The 24,393-nt window shown below is 61.9% G+C and carries 28 protein-coding genes; 16 read left to right on the top strand and 12 right to left on the bottom strand.

Going from position 1 to position 24,393, the window contains the following annotated elements; all coding sequences use genetic code 11:
* The first annotated feature begins 233 nt into the window (after positions 1 to 233).
* The 4 genes from ACZ9BX_RS10195 (at position 234) to ACZ9BX_RS10180 (ending at position 2,327) form a co-directional block, all read left to right on the top strand.
* Complete coding sequence (locus tag ACZ9BX_RS10195) at positions 234 to 677, top strand: c-type cytochrome (protein WP_476217597.1); 444 nt, start codon at positions 234 to 236, stop codon at positions 675 to 677.
* A 103-nt stretch (positions 678 to 780) separates the two neighbouring features.
* The gene (locus ACZ9BX_RS10190) at positions 781 to 1,695 is read left to right on the top strand and encodes a c-type cytochrome (RefSeq protein WP_476217595.1); all 915 of its coding nucleotides are present in this window, start codon (positions 781 to 783) and stop codon (positions 1,693 to 1,695) included.
* 12 nt (positions 1,696 to 1,707) lie between these two features.
* A complete protein-coding gene (locus ACZ9BX_RS10185; protein ID WP_476217593.1) occupies positions 1,708 to 1,989 on the top strand; it encodes a type II toxin-antitoxin system HicA family toxin in 282 nt (93 codons plus the stop codon).
* The gene (locus tag ACZ9BX_RS10180; RefSeq protein ID WP_476217591.1) at positions 1,986 to 2,327 is read left to right on the top strand and encodes a type II toxin-antitoxin system HicB family antitoxin; all 342 of its coding nucleotides are present in this window, start codon (positions 1,986 to 1,988) and stop codon (positions 2,325 to 2,327) included. The genes ACZ9BX_RS10185 and ACZ9BX_RS10180 overlap by 4 nt, the downstream gene beginning before the upstream one ends.
* 3 nt (positions 2,328 to 2,330) lie before the next feature.
* Here the strand turns inward: ACZ9BX_RS10180 and ACZ9BX_RS10175 are convergent, their stop codons facing one another.
* Together ACZ9BX_RS10175 and ACZ9BX_RS10170 are read right to left on the bottom strand one after the other, a co-directional pair.
* Positions 2,331 to 2,909 carry a type 1 glutamine amidotransferase family protein gene (locus tag ACZ9BX_RS10175; protein WP_476217589.1) on the bottom strand — a complete coding sequence of 193 codons (579 nt, stop codon included), beginning with the start codon at positions 2,907 to 2,909 and terminating at the stop codon, positions 2,331 to 2,333.
* Between the two features lie 33 nt (positions 2,910 to 2,942).
* Positions 2,943 to 3,518 (bottom strand): GNAT family N-acetyltransferase, encoded by a 576-nt coding sequence (locus tag ACZ9BX_RS10170; RefSeq protein ID WP_198521640.1) that lies wholly within the window; start codon positions 3,516 to 3,518, stop codon positions 2,943 to 2,945.
* A 204-nt stretch (positions 3,519 to 3,722) separates the two neighbouring features.
* Here ACZ9BX_RS10170 and dmeR point away from each other — a divergent pair, with 204 nt between their 5' ends.
* From dmeR to bla, 3 genes are all read left to right on the top strand, one after another.
* A complete protein-coding gene (gene dmeR / locus ACZ9BX_RS10165) occupies positions 3,723 to 3,995 on the top strand; it encodes a Ni(II)/Co(II)-sensing transcriptional repressor DmeR (RefSeq protein ID WP_039844305.1) in 273 nt (90 codons plus the stop codon).
* Between the two features lie 20 nt (positions 3,996 to 4,015).
* Positions 4,016 to 4,978, top strand: coding sequence for a CDF family Co(II)/Ni(II) efflux transporter DmeF (dmeF, locus tag ACZ9BX_RS10160; protein WP_476217586.1), 963 nt, complete (start codon positions 4,016 to 4,018; stop codon positions 4,976 to 4,978).
* A gap of 77 nt (positions 4,979 to 5,055) precedes the next feature.
* Positions 5,056 to 5,946 (top strand): class A beta-lactamase, encoded by an 891-nt coding sequence (gene bla / locus ACZ9BX_RS10155; protein ID WP_476217584.1) that lies wholly within the window; start codon positions 5,056 to 5,058, stop codon positions 5,944 to 5,946.
* A 403-nt stretch (positions 5,947 to 6,349) separates the two neighbouring features.
* Here bla and ACZ9BX_RS10150 read toward each other — a convergent pair whose 3' ends face one another.
* Positions 6,350 to 8,689, bottom strand: a complete 2,340-nt coding sequence (locus ACZ9BX_RS10150) for a glucose/quinate/shikimate family membrane-bound PQQ-dependent dehydrogenase (RefSeq protein ID WP_476217582.1) — start codon at positions 8,687 to 8,689, stop codon at positions 6,350 to 6,352.
* Positions 8,690 to 9,168: 479 nt separating this feature from the next.
* Here ACZ9BX_RS10150 and ACZ9BX_RS10145 point away from each other — a divergent pair, with 479 nt between their 5' ends.
* Positions 9,169 to 9,672, top strand: a complete 504-nt coding sequence (locus tag ACZ9BX_RS10145; protein WP_476217580.1) for a GNAT family N-acetyltransferase — start codon at positions 9,169 to 9,171, stop codon at positions 9,670 to 9,672.
* Positions 9,673 to 9,678: 6 nt separating this feature from the next.
* Here ACZ9BX_RS10145 and ACZ9BX_RS10140 read toward each other — a convergent pair whose 3' ends face one another.
* The 3 genes from ACZ9BX_RS10140 to ACZ9BX_RS10130 form a co-directional block, all read right to left on the bottom strand.
* Positions 9,679 to 11,181, bottom strand: coding sequence for a protein adenylyltransferase SelO (locus tag ACZ9BX_RS10140; protein ID WP_476219965.1), 1,503 nt, complete (start codon positions 11,179 to 11,181; stop codon positions 9,679 to 9,681).
* A 69-nt stretch (positions 11,182 to 11,250) separates the two neighbouring features.
* Entirely contained in the window at positions 11,251 to 11,490 is a 240-nt protein-coding gene (locus tag ACZ9BX_RS10135; RefSeq protein WP_476217578.1) for a hypothetical protein, read from the bottom strand.
* A gap of 8 nt (positions 11,491 to 11,498) precedes the next feature.
* A complete protein-coding gene (locus ACZ9BX_RS10130) occupies positions 11,499 to 12,455 on the bottom strand; it encodes a homocysteine S-methyltransferase family protein (protein WP_476217576.1) in 957 nt (318 codons plus the stop codon).
* 208 nt (positions 12,456 to 12,663) lie between these two features.
* Here ACZ9BX_RS10130 and ACZ9BX_RS10125 point away from each other — a divergent pair, with 208 nt between their 5' ends.
* From ACZ9BX_RS10125 to ACZ9BX_RS10115, 3 genes are all read left to right on the top strand, one after another.
* Positions 12,664 to 13,293 (top strand): TetR/AcrR family transcriptional regulator, encoded by a 630-nt coding sequence (locus ACZ9BX_RS10125; protein ID WP_476217574.1) that lies wholly within the window; start codon positions 12,664 to 12,666, stop codon positions 13,291 to 13,293.
* Positions 13,294 to 13,349: 56 nt separating this feature from the next.
* Positions 13,350 to 13,562: a hypothetical protein gene (locus tag ACZ9BX_RS10120; protein ID WP_476217572.1), complete on the top strand. Its 213-nt coding sequence runs from the start codon at positions 13,350 to 13,352 to the stop codon at positions 13,560 to 13,562.
* Positions 13,563 to 13,685: 123 nt separating this feature from the next.
* On the top strand, positions 13,686 to 13,811 hold the full coding sequence (locus tag ACZ9BX_RS10115) for a hypothetical protein (RefSeq protein WP_476217571.1): 126 nt from the start codon (positions 13,686 to 13,688) through the stop codon (positions 13,809 to 13,811).
* Here the strand turns inward: ACZ9BX_RS10115 and ACZ9BX_RS10110 are convergent.
* Positions 13,808 to 14,332: a DUF1697 domain-containing protein gene (locus ACZ9BX_RS10110; protein WP_476217569.1), complete on the bottom strand. Its 525-nt coding sequence runs from the start codon at positions 14,330 to 14,332 to the stop codon at positions 13,808 to 13,810. The genes ACZ9BX_RS10115 and ACZ9BX_RS10110 overlap by 4 nt on opposite strands.
* A gap of 157 nt (positions 14,333 to 14,489) precedes the next feature.
* Complete coding sequence (locus tag ACZ9BX_RS10105) at positions 14,490 to 16,598, bottom strand: S9 family peptidase (RefSeq protein WP_476217567.1); 2,109 nt, start codon at positions 16,596 to 16,598, stop codon at positions 14,490 to 14,492.
* Positions 16,599 to 16,844: 246 nt separating this feature from the next.
* On the opposite strand from ACZ9BX_RS10105, the gene ACZ9BX_RS10100 reads away from it, so the two are divergent.
* The gene (locus tag ACZ9BX_RS10100; protein WP_027507564.1) at positions 16,845 to 17,234 is read left to right on the top strand and encodes a DUF930 domain-containing protein; all 390 of its coding nucleotides are present in this window, start codon (positions 16,845 to 16,847) and stop codon (positions 17,232 to 17,234) included.
* Between the two features lie 302 nt (positions 17,235 to 17,536).
* On the opposite strand, the gene ACZ9BX_RS10095 is transcribed toward ACZ9BX_RS10100, so the two are convergent.
* Positions 17,537 to 18,703: an AI-2E family transporter gene (locus tag ACZ9BX_RS10095; RefSeq protein WP_476217565.1), complete on the bottom strand. Its 1,167-nt coding sequence runs from the start codon at positions 18,701 to 18,703 to the stop codon at positions 17,537 to 17,539.
* Positions 18,704 to 18,878: 175 nt separating this feature from the next.
* On the opposite strand from ACZ9BX_RS10095, the gene ACZ9BX_RS10090 reads away from it, so the two are divergent.
* Entirely contained in the window at positions 18,879 to 19,940 is a 1,062-nt protein-coding gene (locus ACZ9BX_RS10090) for a class I SAM-dependent methyltransferase (RefSeq protein ID WP_476217564.1), read from the top strand.
* Positions 19,941 to 19,962: 22 nt separating this feature from the next.
* Here ACZ9BX_RS10090 and ACZ9BX_RS10085 read toward each other — a convergent pair whose 3' ends face one another.
* A complete protein-coding gene (locus tag ACZ9BX_RS10085; RefSeq protein ID WP_476217562.1) occupies positions 19,963 to 20,823 on the bottom strand; it encodes a VOC family protein in 861 nt (286 codons plus the stop codon).
* A gap of 272 nt (positions 20,824 to 21,095) precedes the next feature.
* On the opposite strand from ACZ9BX_RS10085, the gene ACZ9BX_RS10080 reads away from it, so the two are divergent.
* The 3 genes from ACZ9BX_RS10080 to ACZ9BX_RS10070 all read left to right on the top strand — a co-directional run bounded on the left by ACZ9BX_RS10080 (position 21,096) and on the right by ACZ9BX_RS10070 (position 22,875).
* On the top strand, positions 21,096 to 21,506 hold the full coding sequence (locus ACZ9BX_RS10080) for a universal stress protein (protein ID WP_476217560.1): 411 nt from the start codon (positions 21,096 to 21,098) through the stop codon (positions 21,504 to 21,506).
* A gap of 105 nt (positions 21,507 to 21,611) precedes the next feature.
* Positions 21,612 to 22,280, top strand: coding sequence for a PAQR family membrane homeostasis protein TrhA (gene trhA, locus ACZ9BX_RS10075; RefSeq protein WP_027507559.1), 669 nt, complete (start codon positions 21,612 to 21,614; stop codon positions 22,278 to 22,280).
* A gap of 88 nt (positions 22,281 to 22,368) precedes the next feature.
* Positions 22,369 to 22,875, top strand: a complete 507-nt coding sequence (locus ACZ9BX_RS10070) for an N-acetyltransferase family protein (RefSeq protein WP_476217557.1) — start codon at positions 22,369 to 22,371, stop codon at positions 22,873 to 22,875.
* 315 nt (positions 22,876 to 23,190) lie between these two features.
* Here ACZ9BX_RS10070 and msrB read toward each other — a convergent pair whose 3' ends face one another.
* Both msrB and ACZ9BX_RS10060 read right to left on the bottom strand, forming a co-directional pair.
* Positions 23,191 to 23,601: a peptide-methionine (R)-S-oxide reductase MsrB gene (msrB, locus tag ACZ9BX_RS10065; protein WP_476217555.1), complete on the bottom strand. Its 411-nt coding sequence runs from the start codon at positions 23,599 to 23,601 to the stop codon at positions 23,191 to 23,193.
* Between the two features lie 129 nt (positions 23,602 to 23,730).
* The gene (locus ACZ9BX_RS10060; protein WP_476217553.1) at positions 23,731 to 24,138 is read right to left on the bottom strand and encodes a lysozyme inhibitor LprI family protein; all 408 of its coding nucleotides are present in this window, start codon (positions 24,136 to 24,138) and stop codon (positions 23,731 to 23,733) included.
* Between the last annotated feature and the right edge of the window lie 255 nt (positions 24,139 to 24,393).

Here is a 24,393-nt window from a genome sequence, read left to right as displayed (position 1 = left end):
TCGGCGTCCCCTCCTCTCCCGCTGTGGGAGAGGATATGAAATCTTGTCCTTGGCCTCCGGCCAAGCTTGGATTTCGTTGGTGAGGGATAAACCATGCGCCCGCTTTACCATTTTGAATTCCTTGTCATATCACCCACTTGTTACTTCGCGCCCCGTATAAATTTGCCATCATGCGGCCGCGAATGTCAGGTGCCGGTCTTCGAAAGACCTCGGTATCGAAGAGGAGTTGATCTATGAAATTCAAAGCAATTGCGGCGGCTGTGCTCGTCGCCGGCATGGGGGTGACGTCGGTTCTTGCGCAGGAAGGCACGCACGAATCGCGCTCGGCGTTGATGAAGAAGGTCGGCGGCTCCGCCGGCGCCATGACGGCAATCGCCAAGGGCGAAAAACCCTATGATGCCGAGGTGGTGAAGGCAGCGCTGACGACGATCTCCGAGACAGCCAAGGTCTTCCCCGACCAGTTCAAGCCGGGCACGGAAACCGGCGACAAGGCGGCGAGCCCGAAGATCTGGGAGAAAATGGATGACTTCAAAGCACGCGCCGCAAAGCTTGGTAGCGATGCCGAGAAGATTCTCGCCCAGCTGCCGGCCGATGCCGCCGGCGTCGGCGGCGCGCTGAAGACGCTCGGCGCCAATTGCGGCGGCTGTCATGAGAATTACCGCATAAAGACGGATTGAGCCACAGGCCGTCCCTAATCCGAATCCGCCGGCCGCGCCTGCCTTGCCGCAGGTGCGGACCGGTTTATCTTAGGCCGTTGCAGTCGCTAAAAAGGGGAGCGGCATGGTCCGCAGATTCATCCGGTTTGTGCTCTGTCTCGTCGGCGTCGGCGTCCTCGGCGGTGCGGCCTTCTATTTCGTCACGGCGCCGAACCCTTTGCCGGAAAGTCATTGGGCCGCTCTCGGACAGCCGGATGTGAAGAACGGCGAGACGGTCTTCTGGGCCGGCGGCTGCGTCGGTTGTCACGCCGCGCCGGGTTCCCAAGGCGACGCCAAGCTGACGCTGTCCGGCGGGCTTGCGCTGAAAAGCCCCTTTGGCACTTTCCACGTTCCGAATATCTCGCCGGACGAGAAGGCCGGCATCGGTTCCTGGACGCTCGCCGAATTCGGCAATGCCATGAAGCGCGGCATCGCCCCCGGCGGCCAGCACCTCTATCCGTCCTTCCCCTACGGCTCCTATGCGCGCATGAGCGACAAGGACGTCAACGACCTTTTCGGTTACATCAAGACGTTGCCCAAAAGCGGCAATGTCGCGCCACCGCACCAATTGCCGTTCCCTTATGATATCCGGCTTGCACTCGGCGGCTGGAAGTTCCTTTATTTCAACGACGCGCCCCGCATTGTGCTCGCCAACGCCGATGATAAGCTGAAGCGCGGCCAATATCTCGTTGAAGGCCCGGGCCATTGCGGCGAATGCCATACGCCACGCAACGGACTTGGCGGCTTCGAGCCGGACATGTGGCTTGCAGGGGCCCCGAACCCGGAGGGCCGGGGCCGCATCCCGAATATCACCCCGGCAGGGAAGGACGTCGGCTCCTGGAGCGAGTCCGACATCGCCAACTACCTCGAAACCGGCTTCACTCCGGACTTCGACACGGTTGGCGGCTCGATGGCTGAGGTCCAGCGGAACCTCGCGCATCTGCCGAAAAGCGACCTCGAAGCCATCGCCGCGTATTTGAAGGCGGTGCCGAGCCGGTGATGCTTGCAAAAAGTGATAGCATCCGTATATCATGCCGGTTTGAACGGCCGGCAGTGGAAGACATTGGAAGCGATCTTTCGTGACCCGGTACCGGGCACGATCGTCCGGGCCGATGTCGAGAGTCAGCTTATCGTAGTGGGATGTGCGGTCATCGAAGGCAACGGTTCGCGCGTCCGCTTCGACAAAGATGGTCAGTTGGCACTCTTCCATCGACCGCATCCAGCGACGGAGGCGAAGCGCTATCAGATCAAGGACGCACGCCGCTTCCTGCAGGCGTTGGGAATAGAACCGTGAACGTGATGAATTACAAAGGCTATGCCGCTCGCATCGAATTTGATGCCGAAGATGAGATTTTCTTTGGAAACATCGCCGGAATTTCGGATGTCGTCGGCTTTGATGCCAATACGGTGGATGGCCTGAAGGAGGCTTTCCACGAGGCCGTCGACGACTATATCGAAACCTGCCGCAAGCTGGGCAAGGAACCGCATAGGTCCTATTCCGGCAAGATGATGTTCCGTGTCGACCCAGAAGTCCATGCACGTGCGGCCAAGGCGGCGGAGCTTGCCGGCACGAGCCTCAACCAATGGGCGGAAGAGATACTGTCGAGAGCGGCTGGAAAGCCGGCCGCCTGAGCCTCACGCCGCCTTCGGCTGGTGCTCCGCGCCGAACATCAGGAGATACTGGTCGAGATCCTCGTTGCGGAAGTCGAGCGCCCGGTAGATTTCGGCGGCGAAGGTGGTGGGCGCCGAACCCGGAGCGGTGACCAGCATTCCGTCGCGCACCGCGGCCGGCACGTCCTTGTAATGTCGATGTCCGGAATAGCCGGGGAGGTCGGCAATAAAACGCAGGGCGTTGCTCGTATGCGCGGCATTGTTCAGCGCGCCCGCCTTGGCGAGCGCCAGCGTCGCGCCGCAGATCCCCGCGACCAGTTTGCCGCGGGCCATGAAATCGTCGATGACGGGCTTCAGATCCGGCGCCTTTTCGGTCTCCCAGATCATCCTGCCGCACAGCACGAGCCCGTCAAAAGCCTCGGCCCCGAGCGCTTCGGCCGCCGTATCGGGCGTCACGCGCAGGCCGCCCATGGAACGCACCTCCGCACCGCCCGGCGCCGCCGTCACCACGTCGAAGCCGAATTCGGTGCGGGCGGAAGCCGTCAGCTGTCCGACTTCCCAATCCGCGAAAGCTTCCGTCAGAACCACAGCAAGCCGTGTCATATGTCTCTCCTCGTCCGTTGGAGCGGCGGGCGCTCAAGCCAGCGCCTGCATATAGCGCATGCCCGTGACCGGACGAGGGGTGAAGTCCATATGCTGGTAGAAACGGTGCGCCTGGATGTTGCCGGTCGCAGCACTGACCGAGAGGTAATCGCAGCCGGCAGCCTTCGCGGTTTCCCGGGCGCGGTTGACGAGGTGCTGGCCGATGCCGTGGCCACGATGGCCGTCGCGCACGAAGAGGTGGTGCAGGTCCATGCCGCGCTTGCCTTCCTGCGCCCTGTAGAGCGGCACGAGGATGGCGTAACCGATCAACTCTTCATCGGTTTCGGCCACCAGCGCCGTGATCCACGGAACCGGCCCGAAGAGATCGCGCTCCAACTGCTCGGGCGTGGCGGCGGCCGCGTCGCCGTGATGGGCGGCAAGTAGGGCGATCATCTCGTTGAGCGCCGGCAGGTCCCGTGGTTTTGCCGTGCGGATCGTCACCACCGGTGGTCGGAGCAATGAAATTTCGCTGTCTTCGGTTGCAATCATGGCCTTAGCGTCCTTGCTTGGTGTTCTGCCGTCAGGACGCTGCCGATACAACAAAGCCGCCTGACGGCGGCTTGTTGACAAAATGATCTGTCCGGCCGCCCTTTACAGGTACAGCCAAAAATACGTGCTGGTGATGTGCGCGTTCTTGATCATGCGCGATAGATTCTCCAGAATGCGCCGTTTGTCAATGGGCCGACATCATCCATCAATACGGTCCAGTTTCGCGCTTCCCTTTCTCAATCATTGAATATACCATACCCCCCTATATTAACAAAACGGCCCCTCATGTCCCACACCATCCGACAGAAGAAAAAGCTCATCGCCCGGGTCAGCCGCCTCAAGGGCCAGCTTGAGGCCGTCGAGCGCGCGCTGGAGGCGGAACGTCCCTGCGGCGATATCCTGCAACTGCTGGCCTCGATCCGCGGCGCGCTGAACGGGCTGACCGGCGAGGTGCTGGAAGATCACCTGCACGAGCACGTATTGCACGCTGCCGACGAGAAGGCCCGCGCCGAGGCGGTCGAGGAAATTTCGCAAGTACTGCGGACCTACATCCGCTGACGACATCGAAGGAGCGCGTGATGAGCACACAAACGCTGGAACATGACCATGTCTTCCTGGGCGTCGACCACGCGCGCAACGAGCGCCGCGTCTGGTTCGTGATCGCGCTGACGGCGGTAATGATGGTTGTGGAAATCAGCGCTGGCACAATTTTCGGCTCCATGGCGCTCGTCGCCGACGGCTGGCATATGTCGACGCATGCAAGTGCGCTTTTGATCTCCGCCGTCGCCTATCTCTATGCCCGCAAAGAGGCCCGCAATCCGCGCTTTACCTTCGGCACCGGCAAGCTCGGCGAGCTGGCGGGTTTCGCAAGCGCCATCATTCTCGCGATGATCGCGCTGCTGATGGCTTGGGAAAGCGTCCTGCGCATCGTCAATCCGGTGCCGATCAGCTTCGCACAGGCGATCGGCGTCGCCGTCATCGGCCTTGCCGTCAATCTCGTCAGCGCCTGGCTGCTCAAGGACGACAACGATCATCACGGGCGTGGCCACCATCATCGCCACGGCGACCATGCGCATGATGATCACGGCGACCACGCCCACGCCGGCGGGACCACCGACAACAATATGCGCGCCGCCTACACACACGTCCTTGCCGATGCGCTGACCTCGGTGCTCGCAATCGCGGCCCTTTCCTTCGGCAGCCTTTACGGCTGGCTCTGGCTTGATCCGCTGATGGGCATCGCCGGCGGCCTCATCATCGCGCAATGGTCCTGGGGTCTGATGAAGTCTTCCGGCCGCGTATTATTGGATGCGATTGCCGATGGAGAAGAACTGCCCGGCGAAATCCGCAAAGTGATCGAAACCGGCAGTGACCGCATCACCGACCTGCACGTCTGGCAGGTCGGCCCGGGCCATCACGCCGCGATCGTTGCCGTCGCGACGTCCGAGCCGCGCGAGCCCGCCTTCTACAAGGCGAAGCTCGAAGCGCTGTACGAGCTGTCGCATGTAACCGTCGAGGTCACGCAACGACAGGCGGTTTGATGAAGCCGCAAACGTGACGGCAAGGCGCCACAATCGCGGCTTAGCTCTTTGTCTGTTGATTCAGCCGGAGTGATTTCATGAATGACTTTTCAATCCATCGCCGCATGATCTTGAAGACGGCGATGCTTTTTCCCGCACTTTGCCTTGCCCCTTTCGCCCGCGCCTCCGGAACCGACGACGACATTGAGCGCCGGTTGGCGGAGCTTGAAAAGCGCACCGGCGGCCGGCTCGGCGTTTCGGTCATCGACACCGAGACGAAGGTCACGCTCGGCTATCGCGAAACCGAGCGCTTCCCGATGTGCAGCACCTTCAAGGTGCTTGCCTCGGCCATGGTGCTCTCGCGCGTCGACAAGGGCGAGGAAAATCTTGAGCGCCGCGTGATCTATGATGAGAGCAAGCTCGTCTCCTATTCGCCCGAAACGGAAAAACACGTCGGCGGTGAGGGGATGAGCGTTGCCGAACTCTGCAAGGCGGCGATTACGCTCAGCGACAACACCGCCGGCAATCTGCTGCTCGAAAGCTTCGGCGGCCCGGAGGCGCTGACCAAATGGCTGCGCTCGATTGGCGACCGCTCGACACGCCTCGACCGCTGGGAGACGGCGTTGAACGAAGGCAAGAAGGACGATCCGCGCGACACGACGACGCCAGATGCGATGCTGGACACGCTCGGCAATGTTGCGCTCGGCTCAGTGCTGTCCGAGCCCTCGCGCAACACGCTGATCGGGTGGATGGTGGCGAACACCACCGGCGGCGCGCGCCTCCGCGCCGGTCTGCCGGGAAGCTGGAAGGTGGGCGACAAGACCGGCACCGGCAATAACGGCACCGCCGCAGACATCGCCATCACCTGGCCGAAGGGCCGCGGCCCAATCCTCGTGACGACCTATATCGCCGAGGCGACGGCGCCGGTGAAGGAGTTGAACCCCGTCTTCGCCGAAGTTGCGAAGATCGTCGCGGGCATGGCGGGATAACCAGAAAATTCAAAAGCATACGGCGAAGATATGAATCTACGCCGCATCGTCTTGAATCATTTTGCGAACTTGCACCGGCTGGTTAGCGAATTGGCGCAGTAGCGTGACGAAGGGATATCCCACTTATAATATTGGGGTATTGGAAGAGGACTTCCCATTGGCTCTCCACGTCGAAGATCGTGAAGTGGACGAACTGGCAGAACGACTCGCCGGCTTGAATAAGAAAAGCAAGACTGCTGCGCGAGCTTGAGTAGGAAGGCGCTGTTCTCTCGCTGGTGGAGCGTGGAGCGGACTTTTGCCGCAAGCTTCGGGAGCGCGGCAACCCGGGTTTGGCAAAGCCTGCCGGAAAAGAATTCATCGACAGTCTCTATGACGACTGCTCTCCAGCGGCCGCCCATAACGCCTACGGCAGCGTATAGGCGATCACGTAATCCCCCGGCTTCGTCCCCACCGACCCGTGTCCGCCGGCAACCATGACGACATATTGCTTGTTGTCGCTGGTTGTATAGGTCATCGGCGTCGCCTGACCGCCGGCCGGAAGCCGCGCTTCCCACAGCTGGTTGCCGTTGGTGGCGTCATAGGCGCGCAGGTAGTTGTCGACGGCAGCGCCCAGGAAGGCGACCCCGCCCTTGGTGAGTATCGGCCCGCCGATGCCCGGCACGCCGAGCTTGAAGGGCAGCGGCAACGGCGTCATGTCGCGCACGGTGCCGTTCTTGTGCATAAAGGCGATCTTGCCGGTCCTGAGATCGACGCCCGCGACATAGCCCCATGGTGGCGCCTGGCAAGGGATTTGCAGCGGGCCGAGGAACGGCCCCATGAAGACGCCGTAGGGCGCTCCGTCATTGCGGTTCAGGCCTTGTTCGCTGCCTTTTTCATCCTGCCCCTTCGGCGGGATTTCGGCCGCGGGAACGAGCCTCGAGGTAAAGGCGAGATAGGTCGGCATGCCAAACATGATCTGCCGCTCCGGATCGACCGCGACGCTGCCCCAGTTGAAGGTGCCGAAATTGCCCGGAAAGACTATCGTGCCCTCCACCGAGGGAGGCGTATAGCGGCCCTCGTATTTGTAGCGGTGCAGGGCGATGCGGCAGGCGAGCTGGTCGATGAGCGTGACCCCCCACATGTCCTTCTCCTGCAGCGGATCGGGCGAGAAGGTGAGGTCGGAGATCGGCTGGGTCGGCGCCGCATGGTCCTCGGCGATCGCACCGCCCGGTGCCGGGATTTCCTTGAAGGGAATGATCGCCTGGCCGGTGCGCCGGTCGAGAACGTAGATATCGCCCTGCTTCGTCGGGGCGACGAGAGCCGGAACGACACTACCGTCGGGTTTCGTCATGTCGAAAAGCACGGGCTGCGCCGGCACGTCCATGTCCCAGAGGTCGTGATGGACGAATTGCTGCACCCATTTCAGCTGGCCAGTATTGATGTCGAGCGCGATGACCGAGGAGGAGAACTTCTCGACATTGGCGCTGCGGTTCATGCCGAGCTGGTCCGGCACCTGATTGCCGAGCGGGATATAGACCGCCCCCAACCCTTCATCGACGCTGAAGACGGACCAGCTGTTCGGCGAGTTGGTGACATAGGTCTGACCTTCGGGCAGGGGTGCGGTCTGGTCAGGATTGCCCGAATCCCAGTTCCAGATGAGCGCGCCCGTATTGATGTCGAAGGCGCGGATGACGCCGGATTGCTCCTGCGTCGAATAGTTGTCGTTGACCGCCCCACCGATGATGAGCTTGCCCGCGACGGCGACCGGCGGCGAGGTGGAGTAGTAATAGCCGGCGGGATTATATTTCATGCCGGTTTCGAGATGCAGGACGCCCTTGTCGGCGAAGCTCTCGCAGACTTTTCCGTCGGCGGCATCGAGCGCTATCAGCCGCGCATCGGACGTCGGCAGATAGACCCGCGCGGCGCAGGGCTGTGCGGCTGGGGTCGCTGGATCGGCATAATAGGTCACGCCACGGCAGGTCTGGTGCTGCCGGTCCGGGTTCATGCCGGAATTGGCGTCGTATTTCCATTTCTCCTGGCCTGTCTTGGCGTCGAGCGCGATCGCCCAGTTGTGCGGCGTGCAGAGGTAGAGCGTGTCGCCGACCTTGAGCGGCGTCACCTGATAGGTCGTCTCGCCGATATCGTCGGGCCGCTTGACGTCGCCGGTCTGGTACTCCCAGGCGACCTTCAAATCCTTCACGTTGTCCTTGTTGATCTGGTCGAGCGGCGAATAGCGCTGGCCGAAAGGCGTGCGGCCATATTGATGCCACTCGCCGTCTGGCACATTGCCGCCGAAGGGCGGCGCAGCCGCCACGACCTCATCGGGCAACTCGCCGGCAAGATCATGCGGATCGGTCGTCATTGAATAGCCGGCAACGAGAATGGCGATGATCACCGGCACGGCAAGCGGCCAGGGATTGGCGGGGTACGGAAGGCCGCTCGGGCTCGAAAACCCGAGCGGCCTTCGGATCCACGGCGTCAATAGCCAAAGCCCGAGCAGAATGATCAAGCCGCCGCGCGGCCCGAGCTGCCACCAGTCGAAACCGGCTTCCCATACGGCCCAGATCAGCGCCACGAGCACCAGCACCGCGTAGACCCAGAGCGCCGCGGCCCTGCGCATGAAAAGCAGCGCTGCGGTAATGAGAAACATCAAGCCTGCAAACAGATAAAAAACGCTGCCGCCGAGCACCACGAGCCAAAGCCCGCCGCCGCCGAGTGCCAGTCCGATGATGAGAAAAAGGATGGAAGTAATGACGATCGCCATAAGGCCGGTCTCCCGCTGAGATGAGCTGGGCATGGGGGGATTCGGACAATTCCGCCGAATCAGCGACTTAGGGCGAAGGGGCTACCGTTCAATGGCCACAATTGGCGCAGGATGGCGTGGATGCCATGTTGCGGTAAACGTCGCGCGAGTGGGATGATCCTTCGAGGCGCTGCGGCTTCGCCTTCTGGCAGCTCAGGATGAGCGAGGTGCCGCGGGCGCTGGCGATCAGCCCTCACCCTGAGGTGCAAGCCCGTGGGCGCCGCCTCGAAGGGCGAGGGCGGGTGATGAAGGTGTACGGTTTCCACGCGTCCCCCATCAGCCGACTCGATGAGGAAGATGAGTGGCACTCACGTTTCTCAAAAACGCCTGTCGTATCGCTTCTTCGGCACCTTCCGTTCAGCGTGAAGCGCGCGACCCCGCTCGCAAGAAATATACAGCCGTGATACGCAATCGCATCATCGGATGCTGGGGATCACGGGATGATTTCTGTTTCCAAGGCGGTTGGCGCGGCCGATTTTGAGATTGCCGCGGGATTCTGCGATGCGCTCGCGGCATGGGATGCAGCCGAGGTGCAGGCCTACGGCGTTGCTCCGGAAGAAGTGCTGGCCATGTACCACGGCGAAACCAACAGTAGCCTGGCAGCAAAATACAGTGTGGCGGATGCCATGATGTTTATCGCCAGATGCGAAGGCGCGCCTGCGGGATGCCTGGCCTTTGCTCCATTCGATGACGCAACCATTGAGATTCGCAAGTTCTATGTCGATCCCGAATTCCGCGGCAAGGGCATCGGCAGTGCGCTGATGCGAGCGGTCCTGGCTGAAGTTGAAAAAGGCCATCGCCGCGCAATCGTGGCTCACACGACGGTTTATATGGGAAACGCGATCTCGGTCTACGAGGCCTTCGGCTTCACCCGCTGCCCGCCGTTCCGCCAGATGCCGGACAGCATTGCACACACCGAGGTCTTCATGTCGCGGCCGATCTGACGAGTATCACGTCCCGCAAAACGTCTGCAGCACCCGCTCTTCCGGCTTCGGCGGCTCCATGTGGGCCGCAAACATCGGTTGGTCCTCGTAAGGCTTGGAAAGAACCGTCAGCAGCGCTTCGAACAAGGAGAAGTCTCCGTCCTCGGTCGCGGCAATGATTGCCTGTTCGATGCGGTGATTGCGCGGGATGAAGGCGGGATTGACCTTGCGCATCGCGTCAGCACGCTCGGCTGGCGATTGTGGATCGCGCGAAAGCCGTTCCCGCCAGCGCGTGAGCCATTCGCCGCAGGCCTCCGGCTCGCGGAAGCTTGCGGTAAAGGCCGCTTCCTCCATCGCGTCGCCCGCGAGCGCTGAGAGGCGCCGGAAGGCCAGCGTGAAGTCGGCTTTTCCGGCCTCCATCAGCGCCAGTAGCGATTGGATCAGTTCCAGATCGCCGTCTTCCTCCGAGGCAAGCCCGATCTTGCGCCGCATGCCGGCAAGCCAATGCGCCTGGAACCGCTTTCCATAGCCCGTAATGACGTCGTTCGCGCGCTCGACAGCCTTGTCCTGATCAGCATCGAAGAGCGGCAGCAGCGTCTCGCCGAGGCGGGCGAGATTCCACTGGCCGATGCCGGGCTGGTTGGCATAGGCATAGCGGCCGTGATGGTCGATCGAGGAGAACACGGTTGCCGGATCATAGGCATCCATGAAGGCGCAAGGCCCAAAATCGATCGTCTCGCCGGAAACCGACATGTTGTCGGTATTCATCACGCCGTGGATGAAGCCGACATGCAGCCAGCGGGCAATCAGCGCCGCCTGCCGTTCGCAGACCGTCTCGTAGAGTGCGAGATAGGGGTTTTCTGCGGTCCTCAGCTCCGGATAATGCCGCTCGAGCACGTAGTCGGCGAGCGCCTTGATGCCTTCTGCGTCGCCGCGGGCGGCGAAGAACTGAAAGGTGCCGACGCGGATATGGCTTGCCGCGACGCGGGTGAAAACGGCACCCGGCAGCACTTCCTCGCGGTAGACCGGCTGCCCGGTCGAAGCCGCCGCCAGCGCTCGCGTCGCCGGAATGCCGAGCGCATGCATCGCCTCGCTGACAATATATTCGCGAAGCACCGGCCCGAGTGCGGCGCGCCCGTCGCCGCGGCGCGAGAACGGCGTCTGTCCGGCGCCCTTCAGCTGGATGTCCCGCCGCTTGCCGTTCCTGTCGATCACCTCGCCGAGCAGGATTGCCCGCCCATCGCCGAGCAGCGGTACGAAACCGCCGAACTGGTGCCCGGCATAGGCCATCGCCAGCGGCTCGGCGCCTTCCGGCAGGAGATTGCCGGAAAAAATCGCAGCGCCGTCGCGCCTCAGCAAGTCGACGTCGAGGCCCAGCTCGGTGGCGAGGTCCTCGTTCAGCTTGATCAGCCAAGGCTCCGCCGCCCGCGACGGCTCCTGCCGCGCAAAGAAGCGCTGCGGCAACCGCGCATAGCTGTTGTCGAATGGAAAGGTGCGCACGGGCGCGGTTTTTTCAAGAACGGAGGTCATGGCCCATAGGTAGGGCCGCGCCGCTGCGCATGCAAGCCGCACGGCAGCGGACACATCTGTCGCCATCGGTCACGGAGCATGCACCGGCCCCGATTTGTCGGGACCGGCTGGCTGATCTGCGACATGCGCATGGTACCCGTTCGGGCCGATGCCGATGTCCCGCAGCAGATGACCGTCGAGACCCTCGAAAGGCATCAGTCCGGCATCGAACAGGTCGAAGGCTTCGTGCTTGTGCCTGTGATGCCTGAAGGCATAGCGAACTGCTTCATGAAACAGATGGCTCGGCCGCCATTTCTGAATCGTAATCATGACACACCTCAGGCACTCGCAGCCTGCGGCGGCAGGCATGCTTCGCAGATGGCCGCGACATGCCGGTGATCGGTTCCGCAGCAGCCGCCGAGCACGCGCAGCTGCGGCATCCGCGACAACAGCCTCCGGTAGCGGTTGCCGAGATCGATCGGATCGCCGGCATCCAGCGTCTCGCTGTCGTCGAGCTCGGCATGGCTCATCATCGAGGCATTGGCGCGGATGCCGTAAATACGCTTCACCCATCCGCTGCCGTGATCGAGCGCCGCCTCGAAATGCATCGGGTGGGCGCAGTTGATCATGTAATAGGCCGGCGCGCCGCCGGTCGCTGTGTCCGTCGTTTCGATCGCATCCTGGATGCTGCGGCCGGTCACCAGCCTGCCATCGGTTTCCACCGTGAAGGAGATCGCAGACGGCATGCGATGCGCCTTGGCCGCGCGGGCAATCCCGATCGCCTCGTCGATATTGGTGAGCGTGAAGGCCGCCACCATGTCGGCTTCCGACCCGGCGAAAACCGCAATCTGCTCGCCGTGGTAGTCCTCGGCTTCCGACGCGCTCGTCGCGCCTGCCTTGTAGCCGTCGCCGCGCGGGCCGATCGCGCCGCTTATGACGATCGGCATCTGCGGCCGCTCGTATTCGCGCCTGAGCTCAACAAGCAGGTCCACGGCCGCCTCGTTTGCAGCCTTCAGCGCTTGCGGCGAATAGCCGAGCCTGTTGCCCCAATCGGCATTGGCCCGCCATGTCGCCGTGTCGAGCACGAAACCGATGCCGTGCCGCCGGGCGATGTCGAGATAGCGCCTATAGTATTCCGCCATTTTCCGCCGCCCTTCCGGCGAGGCGAGAAGAACGAAGGAAGCAAAATGCGGAAGCTCCATGCCCTCGTGGAAGATCAGCGTGGTTTCCATGCCGCCGTCGGTGATGAATGTTCCGCCGCTCAACTGCGGCAGTCTGTCTCTGTATTTGCTCATCTGTGGGGTCCGCCCTCGTTTGACCGGTCGGATCGATCGGCCGGGTGAAATTTCTCCTCCTTTAGAGCCTGCTAAACTAGCCTGCTTGCGGTATACTGGTGGCGATTTCCCGGGTTGCCGATTTGAATCAATCGGTTGGGAGGATGAGGCGGCATGAGTGATGCGTTGGGCCGCGATGAAAACTGTACCGGCGGTACAGGAGGGGCTTATGCGCAAGGGCGAGGAAACGAGAACCCGCATTCTCGACGTGGCGGAGGCGGCCGTGCTCCAGAAAGGTTTCGGCGGCACCTCCATCGAGGAGCTGATTGCCGAGACCGGCATCACCAAGAGCGGGTTCTTTTATCATTTCAAGGACAAAAACGAGCTCGCGAAAGCGCTGCTCAACCGCTACATCGAAAACGACGAGCGGATCTACGACGAAATCTTCAGCCGCGCCCGCGACCTGGTGGACGATCCGCTGCAATCCTTCTTGCTCGGCCTCAAGCTCCTGTCCGAGCTGCTCTCCGATCTGCCGAACGGCCATCCCGGCTGCCTCGTCGCGACCGTCTGCTATTACGAACGGCTCTTCGATCGCGAGATCCGGGAGACGAACCGGAACGCGGTGCTCGCCTGGCGCCGCCGCTTCCGCGGCATGTTCGAAGATATCGTGGCCGTCTACACGCCGCGCGAGCCGGTGCAGATCGACCAACTCGCCGACATGGTCTCCTCCGTCCTGGAGGGCGGCATCGTGCTGTCGAAGACGCTCAAGGAACCGAATACGCTTGCCGAGCAGATCCTGATGCTCAGAACCTTCATCAAGCTGCTGTTCCAGCCAGCAGCGGAGGTGTCGAGGGCGTAGGTTAGGGATCGGAACGAAGATGACGGCGTGGCTTAGGCACCGGCGATGCAGACGCTTTGAACGAGAAACTGAATATCGAGCTGACCTCGCGACAGGCAGAGAGCCTGTGCCGGCTCATTGCATCTGGCGAATATGAAAAGCCCGATGAAATTCTTGCCGAAGCGCTTGACGAATGGCTGCTGCGGCATGGCGCCGAATTCGGCGACGCCGCCGTTCTGAAAAAGCTGTGGGATCAGGAAATAGCAAGCGCAAACTGGCGAACCACTTGATTTCGGTAAGCTGCGTGAGGAAGCGCGCAATCGACTGGAAGCGGCCAACCGTGGTCGTTGACGTCAGATGGACACCACAGCGGGTGATGACCTCGGCGTCCCGATCTTCAGGAAGATGCGCGGATGCTGGTCGAGGCGCCCTATATTCTTCTTTATAGGCTGGTGGCTGACGGCGACGCCGTTGACTATATCGAAATCGTCCGCGTCCTTGATGGTCGCCGCGATCTTGAAAGATTGCTGCAGCGCTAACTGCCATCCTCCATCGCCGCTGCCATCTCGGCGAGCTTGCGCACGGTATTGAGGTTCCGTGACGTTCCCGCCTTGAGCGCCGGCAGCTTGAGCTTCGATTTGCCGGAGCCGATTGGATAGTGCACGTAGATTTCGTGGCCGGAAATCACAGCTTCCTCGCCATCCGGCGCTACCATCTGCTCCAGAGCGTCGGCAGGCGCCATGTCGGGTAAGAAGTTGACCAGCAGGAAATTCGGCTTGGCATCGGGGAAGGGCGCCTCGTCGACGATCTTCTGCAATTCGTTACGGTTGCGGATCATCACGCCCGGCTTCTTGCCGAACTTCTTGGCCAGAGCCTCGTCGAGCTTTTCGCCGACTACCTTTTCGCTTTCATCCGAAAGAAACACAACGTTGCCGCTCTGGATGTAGGTCTGGACAGGCTCGAAGCCGAGCCCTTCGCAAATGCCCTTCAACTCCGCCATCGGCAGCGTGCCGGTGCCGCCGACATTCACGGCTCGAAGCAAGGCGACGTAGACTGGCATTTTGTCCTCCTCAAAGTGCCTGTATCAAGCCCCTCTGCCCTGCCGGGCATCTCCCCCACAGGTGGGGAGATCGGCTGGCTGCGCCGGCTTCCTCAAACATTAAACGGTTCAGCGGGGGAGATGCCCGGCAGGGCAGAGGGGGCGCCACGCGGCAAATTCAGACCTTCCCCGCCACCTTGATCGCGAACGCATACTCAAACGCGATCTCCTCCAGCCGCTGGAAGCGGCCGGCGGCGCCGCCGTGGCCGGCATCCATGTTGGTCTTGAGCAGGACCGGCGCCGCGCTTGTGGTCTTGTCGCGGAGCATGGCGACCCACTTTGCCGGCTCCCAGTAGGTGACGCGCGGGTCGGTCAGGCCGCCGAGCGCCAGGATCGGCGGATAGGCTTTTTCGCCGATATTGTCGTAGGGGGAATAGGAGGCGATCTGCTCGTAGTGTTCCTTGCTCTCGATCGGATTGCCCCATTCCGGCCACTCCGGCGGCGTCAGCGGCAGAGTGTCGTCGAGCATGGTGTTCAGCACGTCGACGAAGGGAACGGCGGCGATGATGCCCGCGAACTTCTCCGGCGCCATGTTGGCGATGGCGCCCATCAGCATGCCGCCCGCCGATCCGCCCTCGGCGACGATCTTCGCGTAGGAGGTGAACTTCTGCTGATTCAGATAGTCAGCGGCGGCGATGAAGTCCTTGAACGTATTGGTCTTGAAGGCCATCTTGCCGTTCTCGTACCAGGCGAAACCCTTGTCCTTGCCGCCGCGGATATGGGCGATGGCATAGATGAAACCGCGGTCGGCGAGCGACAGGCAGTTGGTATTGAAGCCGGCCGGAATGCTGATCCCGTAAGCGCCGTAGCCATAGAGAAGGCAGGGCGCCGAACCGTCGAGCGGCGTGTCCTTGCGGTAAAGCAGGGTAACCGGCACCTTTTCGCCGTCCCATGCCGGCGCAAAGACCCGGCGGGTGACGTAGTCGTCCGGATTGTGGCCCGACGGCACTTCCTGCGTCTTCAACAGCGTCCGCTCGCGCGTCACCATGTTGTAGTCGTAGAGCTGCGAGGGCGTCGTCATCGACGAATAGGAAAAGCGGATGACGTCGGTGTCGTATTCCGCAGCGCCTTGCAGCCCGAGCGAATAGGCTTCCTCGGCAAAGGCGATCGCATGTTCCTCGCCGGTCTTGCGGTCGCGGACGATGATCTGCGGCAGGCCGTCCTTGCGCTCCAGCCACAGCAGGTGGCGGGCATAGGCCATATGATTGATGATCAGCGTGCCCGGCTTGTGCGATACGACCTCGCGCCAGTTTTCCTTGCCGGGATTGTCAACCGGCGCTTCCATGATCTTGAAATCCTTGGCGCCGCCGTCGTTGGTGAGGATGTAGAAGACATCGCCGCCTTCCGTCAGCGTATACTCGATGCCGGTCTCGCGCTTCGCCACGAGCTTCGGCTGGGCCGTCAGGTCCTTGGTCGAGAGCAGCCGGTATTCGCTGGTTTCGTGGTCGTGGATGTCGATGTAGATGAAGTCGTCGAGCAGCGAGCCGCCGACGCTCATGAAGAAGCCGGCATCCTGTTCCTCGTAGACCAGCCGGTCTTCGCTCTGCGGCGTGCCGAGGATGTGGTGGAACACCTTGGAGGGCCGGTGGTTCTCGTCGAGCGCCGAATAGAAGAAGCTCCTGCCGTCCGGTGCGAAGACTCCGCCGCCGCCGGTGTTCTCGATCACGTCGGCCATGTCCTCGCCGGTCGAAAGATTGCGCACCTTGAGCGTGAAGAATTCCGATCCCTTGTCGTCATAGCCCCAGATGCCGCGGCTGTGGTCGGTGGAGTGGTCGAGGCCGGCGAGCCGGAAATAGGATTTGCCGATCGCCTCCTCATCGCCGTCGAGCAGAACGGTGCGGATCGTCTCGTCCTTGACGTCGCCGTCGCGCGGGATGCGGAAATAGCGCGGCTGTTCGCCGCCGGTTACGAAGAAGGTGCCGTAGGCGTGAGCGCCGTCCTTCATCGGCACCGAGCTGTCGTCTTCCTTGATGCGGCCGCGCATCTCGGCAAAGAGCGTCTTCTGCAGCGGCTTGGTGTCTTCCATCGCCGTGTTCATATAGGCGTTTTCCGCCTCCAGGTGCCTGCGGATTTCGGGGTCGAGGATCGACGGATCCTTGAACATCGCCTGCCAGTTGCCGGCGCGCAACCAGGCATAGTCGTCCGTCCGGGTAATGCCGTGGCGGGTATCTGCAACGGGCTTCTTGGCGGCGGCAGGCGGGGTCGGCAGGTTCTTGAAAACAGACAAGGAAAAGCTCCGGATCGGAATTGCGGGGTGGAAAAGAGATAGAGGTGCGGGCGGCCCGGATCAAGCGCCAAGGCAGGTCTCGGGACGCCTGCGGCAAAATCGAAACTTTCCTCATGTGCCTTGATGTCACCACATTATTTAACAAAGTCCGCTACCGTCGCGCGGAATTTACGCTTCGTTCTGGCTTGGGCTGAGGACCAGGACCGGCCGGATTCCGCCATGAGCATGCAGAGGAATTTGCCCGTAATGCCGAAATGCCTGGTCCTGTCTTTGTCTCTCGTCAGCCTTGCCTCTTCCGCCTTCGCGGTCGATCCGGCCATCAAGAAGCAGCTGGAAAAACTCGATCCCGCCACCCGCCTCGAACAGAGCTGCGACACCGAGGCGATGAGCCGCATCAACAAGGACAAGACCGGCTTCAAGCCGGACAAGGTGATCGCCTACACCTTCAAAGACCCGATTCCCGGCGACGACAAGCTCGAAGCCCCGGGCGCCGTTTTCCGCAGCCACGGCGACTGGTATCACCTCTCTTACACCTGCATCACCGGCCCGCAGCACATCAACGTGCGCGAATTGCAGTACGAGATTGGAGAGAAAGTGCCGCGGGAAAAGTGGAGCACGTATTATTTGTATGATTGAGGGCCGGGGCGTGGCTTGATGCGCTGCCTGCGCCCCTTGCTCCCCTCATCAAGTCAGCGAGGGGATCGGAAGGCAGCACTCTCGGCACTTCCATAGCAGTGAGGGGGCGGCAAACACGACGTCTCTGTTGGGCGCTGCCCTTTTCCCTCATCTCTGTGCCAATGCCAGCCACCGCGCGTCCGCGCGGTGAATAACTCTCTTCCCACATCAAATGAGTCTCCATGTGCCCAAGGACTTGGGCGCACTGGATTCCTGTGACAGGCACACGAATGAGGAGTAGGAGAGACGCGTCCCGCCCCCAACTACTTCGGCAATTGCGGCTGCACCCTTTCCCCGATGAAGAGTTCCTCGATGATCGTCATGACGATCAGCGACAGCGGCAAGGCGAGCATGGCGCCGACCGCGCCCCACATCCATGTCCAAAAGATGATGGCGACGAAGACGATGAAGGGATTGATCTCCAGCCGCCGCCCCATGACGGCGGGGAAGACCAGGTTTTCCATGACGAGGTGAACGACGAAGAAGGCGGCTGATGGCAGAAGGCCGAGGATGATGCCGTCATGGGTAAGGATGCCCGCGACCGCGATTGCAAAGGTCATCATGGTGATGCCGAGATAGGGAACGAAGCTCGAAAGGAAGGCGAAGAAGCCCCAGAGCACCGGGGCCGAAAGTCCGCCCGCCCAGGCGATCATCGCCATGACGACGCCGAGCCCCGCATAGATGACCGAGGCAGTCGCGAAATAGAAACCGAGCACCTGCTCGACGGAGCTGATGACGCGGATGGCCGCGAGCCGCTGCCGCCGCGTCCGGAAGGCCAGGATGATCGTCCGGCGCAGCTTGACGCGTCCCGAAAGGAAGAGCAGCAGCGCCGCAAAGAAGATCAGCGCCTGCACCAGCGCCGGCGTCAGGTTCGTTGTCACCAGATGCAGCACATTGCCGGTGTTTTCGAGCAGCGCGTCGATCGACACCGGCCCGCTCGCAAAGGTCGCCGGCGTAATGCGCAGCCAGCGTATCTGCTCCAGATAGGGCATGATCCGGTTGATCGTTCGTTCGATGAATGCCGGAGCCTCGTTGGCCAGCGTCGTCAAGGGTTGGGCAAGCGAATTGGCGAGTAGGAGAATCACCAGCGCAACGGCGCTGGAAAGGATGACGGCATTGGTGACCGGCGGCACGCCGAGCTTGCCCAGTTTCTCCGCCGCCATGCCGAGGATCATGCCGACGACGACGGCGAGCGTCACGGGGATGAGGATCAGCGACATCTGGTAGACGGCGGTAAGGCTGAGGATTGCGAAGATGCCGATGACCGCCCAGGCCATGCTCACGTCGAGCGCGTCCTTCTCGACGCGGTGCGCCGGCGCCTGCGGCATTTCTTCCGTCGCGGTGGTCAGCGTTTCTTCCCATGCGCTCGTCGGCCGCTCGCCGATTGCGATCTTCTTCGCACGTTTCCGGATGCCATTGGCGAAGCGCATTTATGGAATGTTCCCGAAAGCCCCATTAACTCGAAACGAAAACGCACGGAATGCGTGTTGGTTCCGGCGGCGCCAGGTTGCCTGACGGCTACTCAGTTTGGGCAAATTGACAACCGCGAGGTAGGCTCCGAATAGTTCTCGAGGCTGGTCTTTCCTCGTCGCAATGGAGGGTGACATGCGCGGTCCCGATATGAAGAAGCTCGATGGACTCGTCGAACGGCTGGTCGGCGATGTCGGAGCCGCGGTTTCCGGCGCGCTCGTTGTGCTCGGCGATGATCTCGGCTTGTTCAAGGCTTTAGCGGACGGCGAGCCGCGGGATGTGGCGCGCCTCGCGAAGGAGACCGGACTGAAGGAGCGCTATCTCCGCGAATGGCTCTCGGCAATGGCCGCGGCCGATTACATAACCTATGACGACGGGACGGACCGCTTCCATCTCACGCCCGAGCAGGCGATGGTGTTTGCGCAGGAGGATAGCCCCGCCTTCTTCGCCGGCGCCTTCCAGGTGACACAGTCCATGTGGATGGACGAGCCGAAGATCGCCGAAGCCTTCCGCAACGGACAGGGTGTCGGCTGGCATGAACACAGTGCCTGCCTCTTCCGCGGCACTGAACGCTTCTTCCGGCCCGGCTACAACACCCATCTGATTTCGAGCTGGATACCGGCGCTGGACGGCGTTGAAGCCAAACTCATCGCGGGAGCCAAGGTCGCCGATGTCGGCTGCGGCCACGGCGCTTCGACGATCCTGATGGCGCAAGCCTATCCCGCCTCGCGTTTCTTCGGTTTCGATTATCACGTGCCCTCGATCGAACGAGCCAGGGCCACGGCCGAAGAGGCAGGCGTCGCCGACCGTGTCGCCTTCCAGCAGGGCACTGCGGCCGAATTCGCCCCGCAGGGTTATGACATGGTCGCGATGTTTGACTGCCTGCACGACATGGGAGACCCCGTCGGCGCCGGCCGTCATGTCAAGGAAACGCTGGCGTCCGGCGGGACCTGGCTGATCGTCGAGCCGTTTGCCCACGACAATCTGAAGGACAACCTCAATCCGATCGGCCGCGTTTATTACGGTGCTTCGACGATGATCTGCACCCCGGCGTCGCTGTCGCAGGAGGTCGGTCTCGGCCTCGGAGCCCAGGCGGGCGAGATGAGGCTCAGGAAAGTGGCGCTCGATGCCGGCTTCTCGCATTTCCGCCGCGCGACGGAAACGCCGTTCAACATGGTGTTCGAAGCGCGAGCGTAACGGGACTGCCGAGACCGTCGCCTCAAGCCGAAAGCGTCAGCCCGATGCCCCAGGGATCCTTGAGGAACACACCGCCGTCGCGCTTGTCGTTCTTGATCTCCAGCCGCTCGAGCGCCGCCACCGCATTGTCGAGCGCGGCTTTGTCGTTGAAGTGCAGCGTGTAGCCGGAAAGGCCGGTCATGCCGTCGGTGCGGGCGCCGGCGCCGCGGCTGTTCCAGATGTTCGCGGCGACATGGTGATGGTAGCCGCCGGTCGCAAAGAAGCTTGCGCCGGGGTAGCGCGCCATCAGCGTCAGGCCGAGGACGTCGCGATAGAAGGCGTCGGCTTCCGGAATGTCGCCGACCTGCAGATGGATGTGGCCGATCGCGGTGCCGTCGGCCATGCCGCCCCATGCATCCTCCGGCGCGCTGTCGTACAGCGCCTGCAGGTCGAGGCGGATCGTCGCCATTTCCACCTGTCCGTCCTGGTGAAATTTCCAAGCCTCGTGCGGCCGGTCGGCATAGATCTCGATGCCGTTGCCTTCGGGATCGGAGAGATAGATGGCCTCGCTGACGAGATGGTCGGAAGCCCCGTCGAGCACGACATTGTTGTGCGCCGCATGGCGCAGCCAGCAGGCAAGTTCCGTGCGGTTCGGCATCAGGAAGGCGGTGTGGAAGAGGCCGGCGGCATTGCGCGGCGCGATCTGCGCTTTGCTGTCGGTCGTCAACATCAGCAGCGGCAGGCCGTTCACGCCGAGCACGTCGCCGCTTGGCGCCTTCTCGATCACCTTGAGGCCGAGCATCGACTGATAGAAGCCCGAGACCAGCGGCAGGTCGGTGACGACCAGATGCGACTGGTCGACATAGGCGGGCCGCGTCAGCGCATAGGAGGTTTCCGTCGTCATCAATTGATCTCCCGCCATGGATGGGAAAGGCTTATGGGCGGCAGTGAAAGCGCTGCCTGTAGCAAGCCCGAGAATCGTCGCCGGTCCATGTCGCCTCCAGGTCCCTTCGGGCCGCTGTACTTCCATACTATATGGCGGATTCCGATTGTTCACAGAAGAGCGGTTTTTGAAGATAATGCGTTGAGCAGATGTTGACGACCGCTTGTGCCCACTTGAACCTGTCTGGCGTGCGTTATCTTCTTAGGTAGGTAAGCCCGCTGTGGAGGAAAAGCATGTACAAGAAGATCATCGTCCCTGTCGAAATGGGCACGATCGAGAGGGGAGAGAGAGCATTCCGCAAGGCCGCGACGCTGCTCGATGCCGGCGGCGAGATTATCCTGCTCAACGTCGTGCAGGACGTGCCGACCTATATCGCGGTCGACCTTCCGGCCGAGTTGATCGACAATGCGATCGATGATGGGCGGGCGCAGCTGGAGCAGCTGCGGCTGAGGACCGGCATCTCGGCAAGGGTAGAGATCGGCCGCGGCCCGGCGGCGCACGGCATCCTCGCCGCCGCAGAGGCGCACCGCGCCGACCTCATCATCGTCGCCTCGCATGTTCCGGATTTCTCGAACTATTTCATCGGCGCGACCGCCGACCGGGTGGTGCGCCACGCGAAGTGCTCGGTGCTAGTCGATCGATAGGATTAAAGCGTTTTACGAAGTTTTACCGCGCACGGTGCTGCCGCCTGTTGCGCCGCCGCCCGTTCGATGAGAGCATTGGCACTGTTGAGGAATGGGTACGCATTGATGGGCGAGTTCAACGGCATTCGCTGGGCTTATGACAAATACGAGTTGATCGCCGACGGCATCGTGCATGGTGTCGGCCTGGTGTTCGCCCTCGTCGGCGCGACCGTGCTGATCTTCTATGCGACGGTCTGGAGCTCCTACGGCGAGATCGCGGCCGCATGGATTTACGGCGTCGGCCTCGTGCTGACGCTCGGCATCTCCTTTTCCTACAATGCCTGGCCGGTCTCGCGCACCAAATGGTACCTGCGCCGGTTCGATCATTCGGCGATCTTCCTCCTGATCGCCGCGACCTATACGCCTTTCCTTCAACGCGGTGCCGACGACCCGCTGCTCTTCGGCATGCTGATCGCCATCTGGGTGATGGCGGCCGCCGGCATTTTCCTGAAATGCGCCTTTCCGGGGCGCTACGACAGGCTTGCGATCCTCCTCTATCTCGCCATGGGCTGGAGCGGCATTCTGGTTGCCGAACCGGTCTCGTCGCGCATTCCCTTCGCCTCGATGCTTCTGATCCTCATAGGCGGGTTTATCTATTCGGCGGGCGTGATCTTCCACGTCTGGGAAAAGCTGCGCTTCCAGAACGCCATCTGGCACGGTTTCGTGGTTGCCGCCGCCGCGGTGCATTACTCGGCAGTGCTCACCTGCTTCAGCATGAGCGCCGCCAGGCTCTGATCGCTCTTTCGTCGGACCAATTCACGGTTTACATCGCCGGATGCCGGGCGTATGCGCTTGAGCCGGAACGAACCGGAATGGACATGACATGACCGACGCCGTCCTCGTGCGCGACGCCACCGAAGCCGACCTTGCGACGATCCGCGACATCTACAACGACGCCGTCGAACATACGACGGCGATCTGGAACGAAACCCTCGTCGACCTCGAGAACCGCGCCGAATGGTTCAGGGCACGCAAGGCGAAGGGCTTTCCGATTCTGGTCGCGGAAAAGGGAGGGCGGGTCGCGGGCTACGCCTCCTATGGCGATTGGCGGCCCTTCGACGGTTATCGCCACACGGTCGAGCACTCGGTCTATGTCGACAAGGACTGCCGCGGCGGCGGCATCGGCAAGCTCCTGATGCACGCGCTGATCGAGAAGGCCAAAGAGAACGGCATCCACGTCATGATCGCCGGCATCGAGTCGGAAAACGTCGCCTCGATCCGCCTGCACGAAAAGCTCGGCTTCCGCACCGCCGGCACTTTTTCCGAAGTCGGCACCAAGTTCGGCCGCTGGCTCGATCTCACCTGCATGGAACTCAGGGTTCCGAAGTGAGGCTCGTCGTCCGCTATCTAAAGTGTTGAGCGGCCGCCCCATAAAGTCAGTTGATGGAAACATTCCAAGCGCTTGGATCTCAGGGAAGGCTGCGGCAAATACGAGGTTTCCTTCTGGCGCTGTCGTATACTCTTCCCTCATTCCTGTGCCTGCCACAGGAACCCAGCGCGCCCAAGTCCTTCGGCGCGGGAGACTTCCTTCAAGGCAAATGAGTCATAAACGGCGCGGAAGCGCCGCCGCCAGATATCTGTCACAGGCACAGAGATGAGAGCGAGCAGGGTCGACGCAGGCGGTAACCCCCTCCTGCATCCTCGCCTATTTCCCCGGCTCGAACACCATCGAATGGCCGTTGATGCAGTAGCGCAGGCCGGTCGGCGGCGGGCCGTCGGGGAAGACGTGGCCGAGATGCGCGTCGCATCCGCCGCAGCGGATCTCCGTGCGGACCATGCCGTAGGAGCTGTCGCGGTGCTCGGTCACGGCATCAGGCGACACCGGCTCGAAATAGCTCGGCCAGCCGCAGCCGGCGTCAAATTTGGTATCGGAGCGGAAGAGCGGCGCGTTGCAGCCGACGCAGCGGTAGAGGCCGGCCTCGAAAGTATCCCAGTAGGGGCCGGTAAAGGCGCGTTCCGTGCCGTGTTGGCGCGTGATGCGGTATTGCTCCGGCGTCAGCTGTTCTTTCCATTCTGCATCGGTCTTACGGACTTTGGCGGTCGTGGTCTCGGACATCAGGCATGCTCCTTTCGCGCCGGAGAGGCGATCCCGTCTTGGCCAGAATGTGGGGCGCAGGACACGCGGGATCAAGGCAGGCAGGTTAGAGCGCTGCCGCTGGTCTGGAACAGGCCACAGGTCCGCTCGTCAGTTCGCCGCCGGAACGGGGCAATCCAAGTCGCCCTCCTCGCATTTCAAGTACCCCTTGAGATCGTCGATGCGGCTTTTGGTCATCGTGTCCAGGCAAGTACTGGAAATAAATGGATATGCAGTGCCGCCTGCGACCGTCGAGCTTGAGAAATTGCACTCCGCATCGCGAAAGCGGACCCAGGCCTTCTGCGCCGCTACCAGCAGTTTCTTGGTATCCGCATCGTCCTTCAGCCGCGCCTCGATCTGCTTGTAAAGAACATTCAGTTCGGTGTCCGATTTCTGATAGGCCTTGCCGGCACAGATGTTCATGTCCGTTTGATTCGTCAGGTCTCCGCAAACTTGTTCGGCATGTGCAAAGGCTGACGTGGTCAAAATCAGGGCAACGGTCACCAATGAGATTTTCATGATTTTCCTCTCCGTTTAGAACAACTTTGCCGTGTTTGAGGCGAAATAGATCTCTTAACCGGATGCGCCACAAGGGATCGCCTTTCTCCACAGTTTTCCGCAACAATCGGTTAGCGAACGGTGAATGCGGCGCCCGCCCTGTGTCGTGCTTTGCGTTTGAGCACGCAATTGCCGGCAGAGCTAATCCGAAAGGGCGGTTTGACCCCGACCGTGCCGTTAACGTACTCTTAACCATGGCGGCTGATGCCGGCGGGG

The organism is Rhizobium sp. USDA 3886 (assembly GCF_056279785.1).
This window is presented reverse-complemented; position numbering and strand designations above follow the sequence as displayed.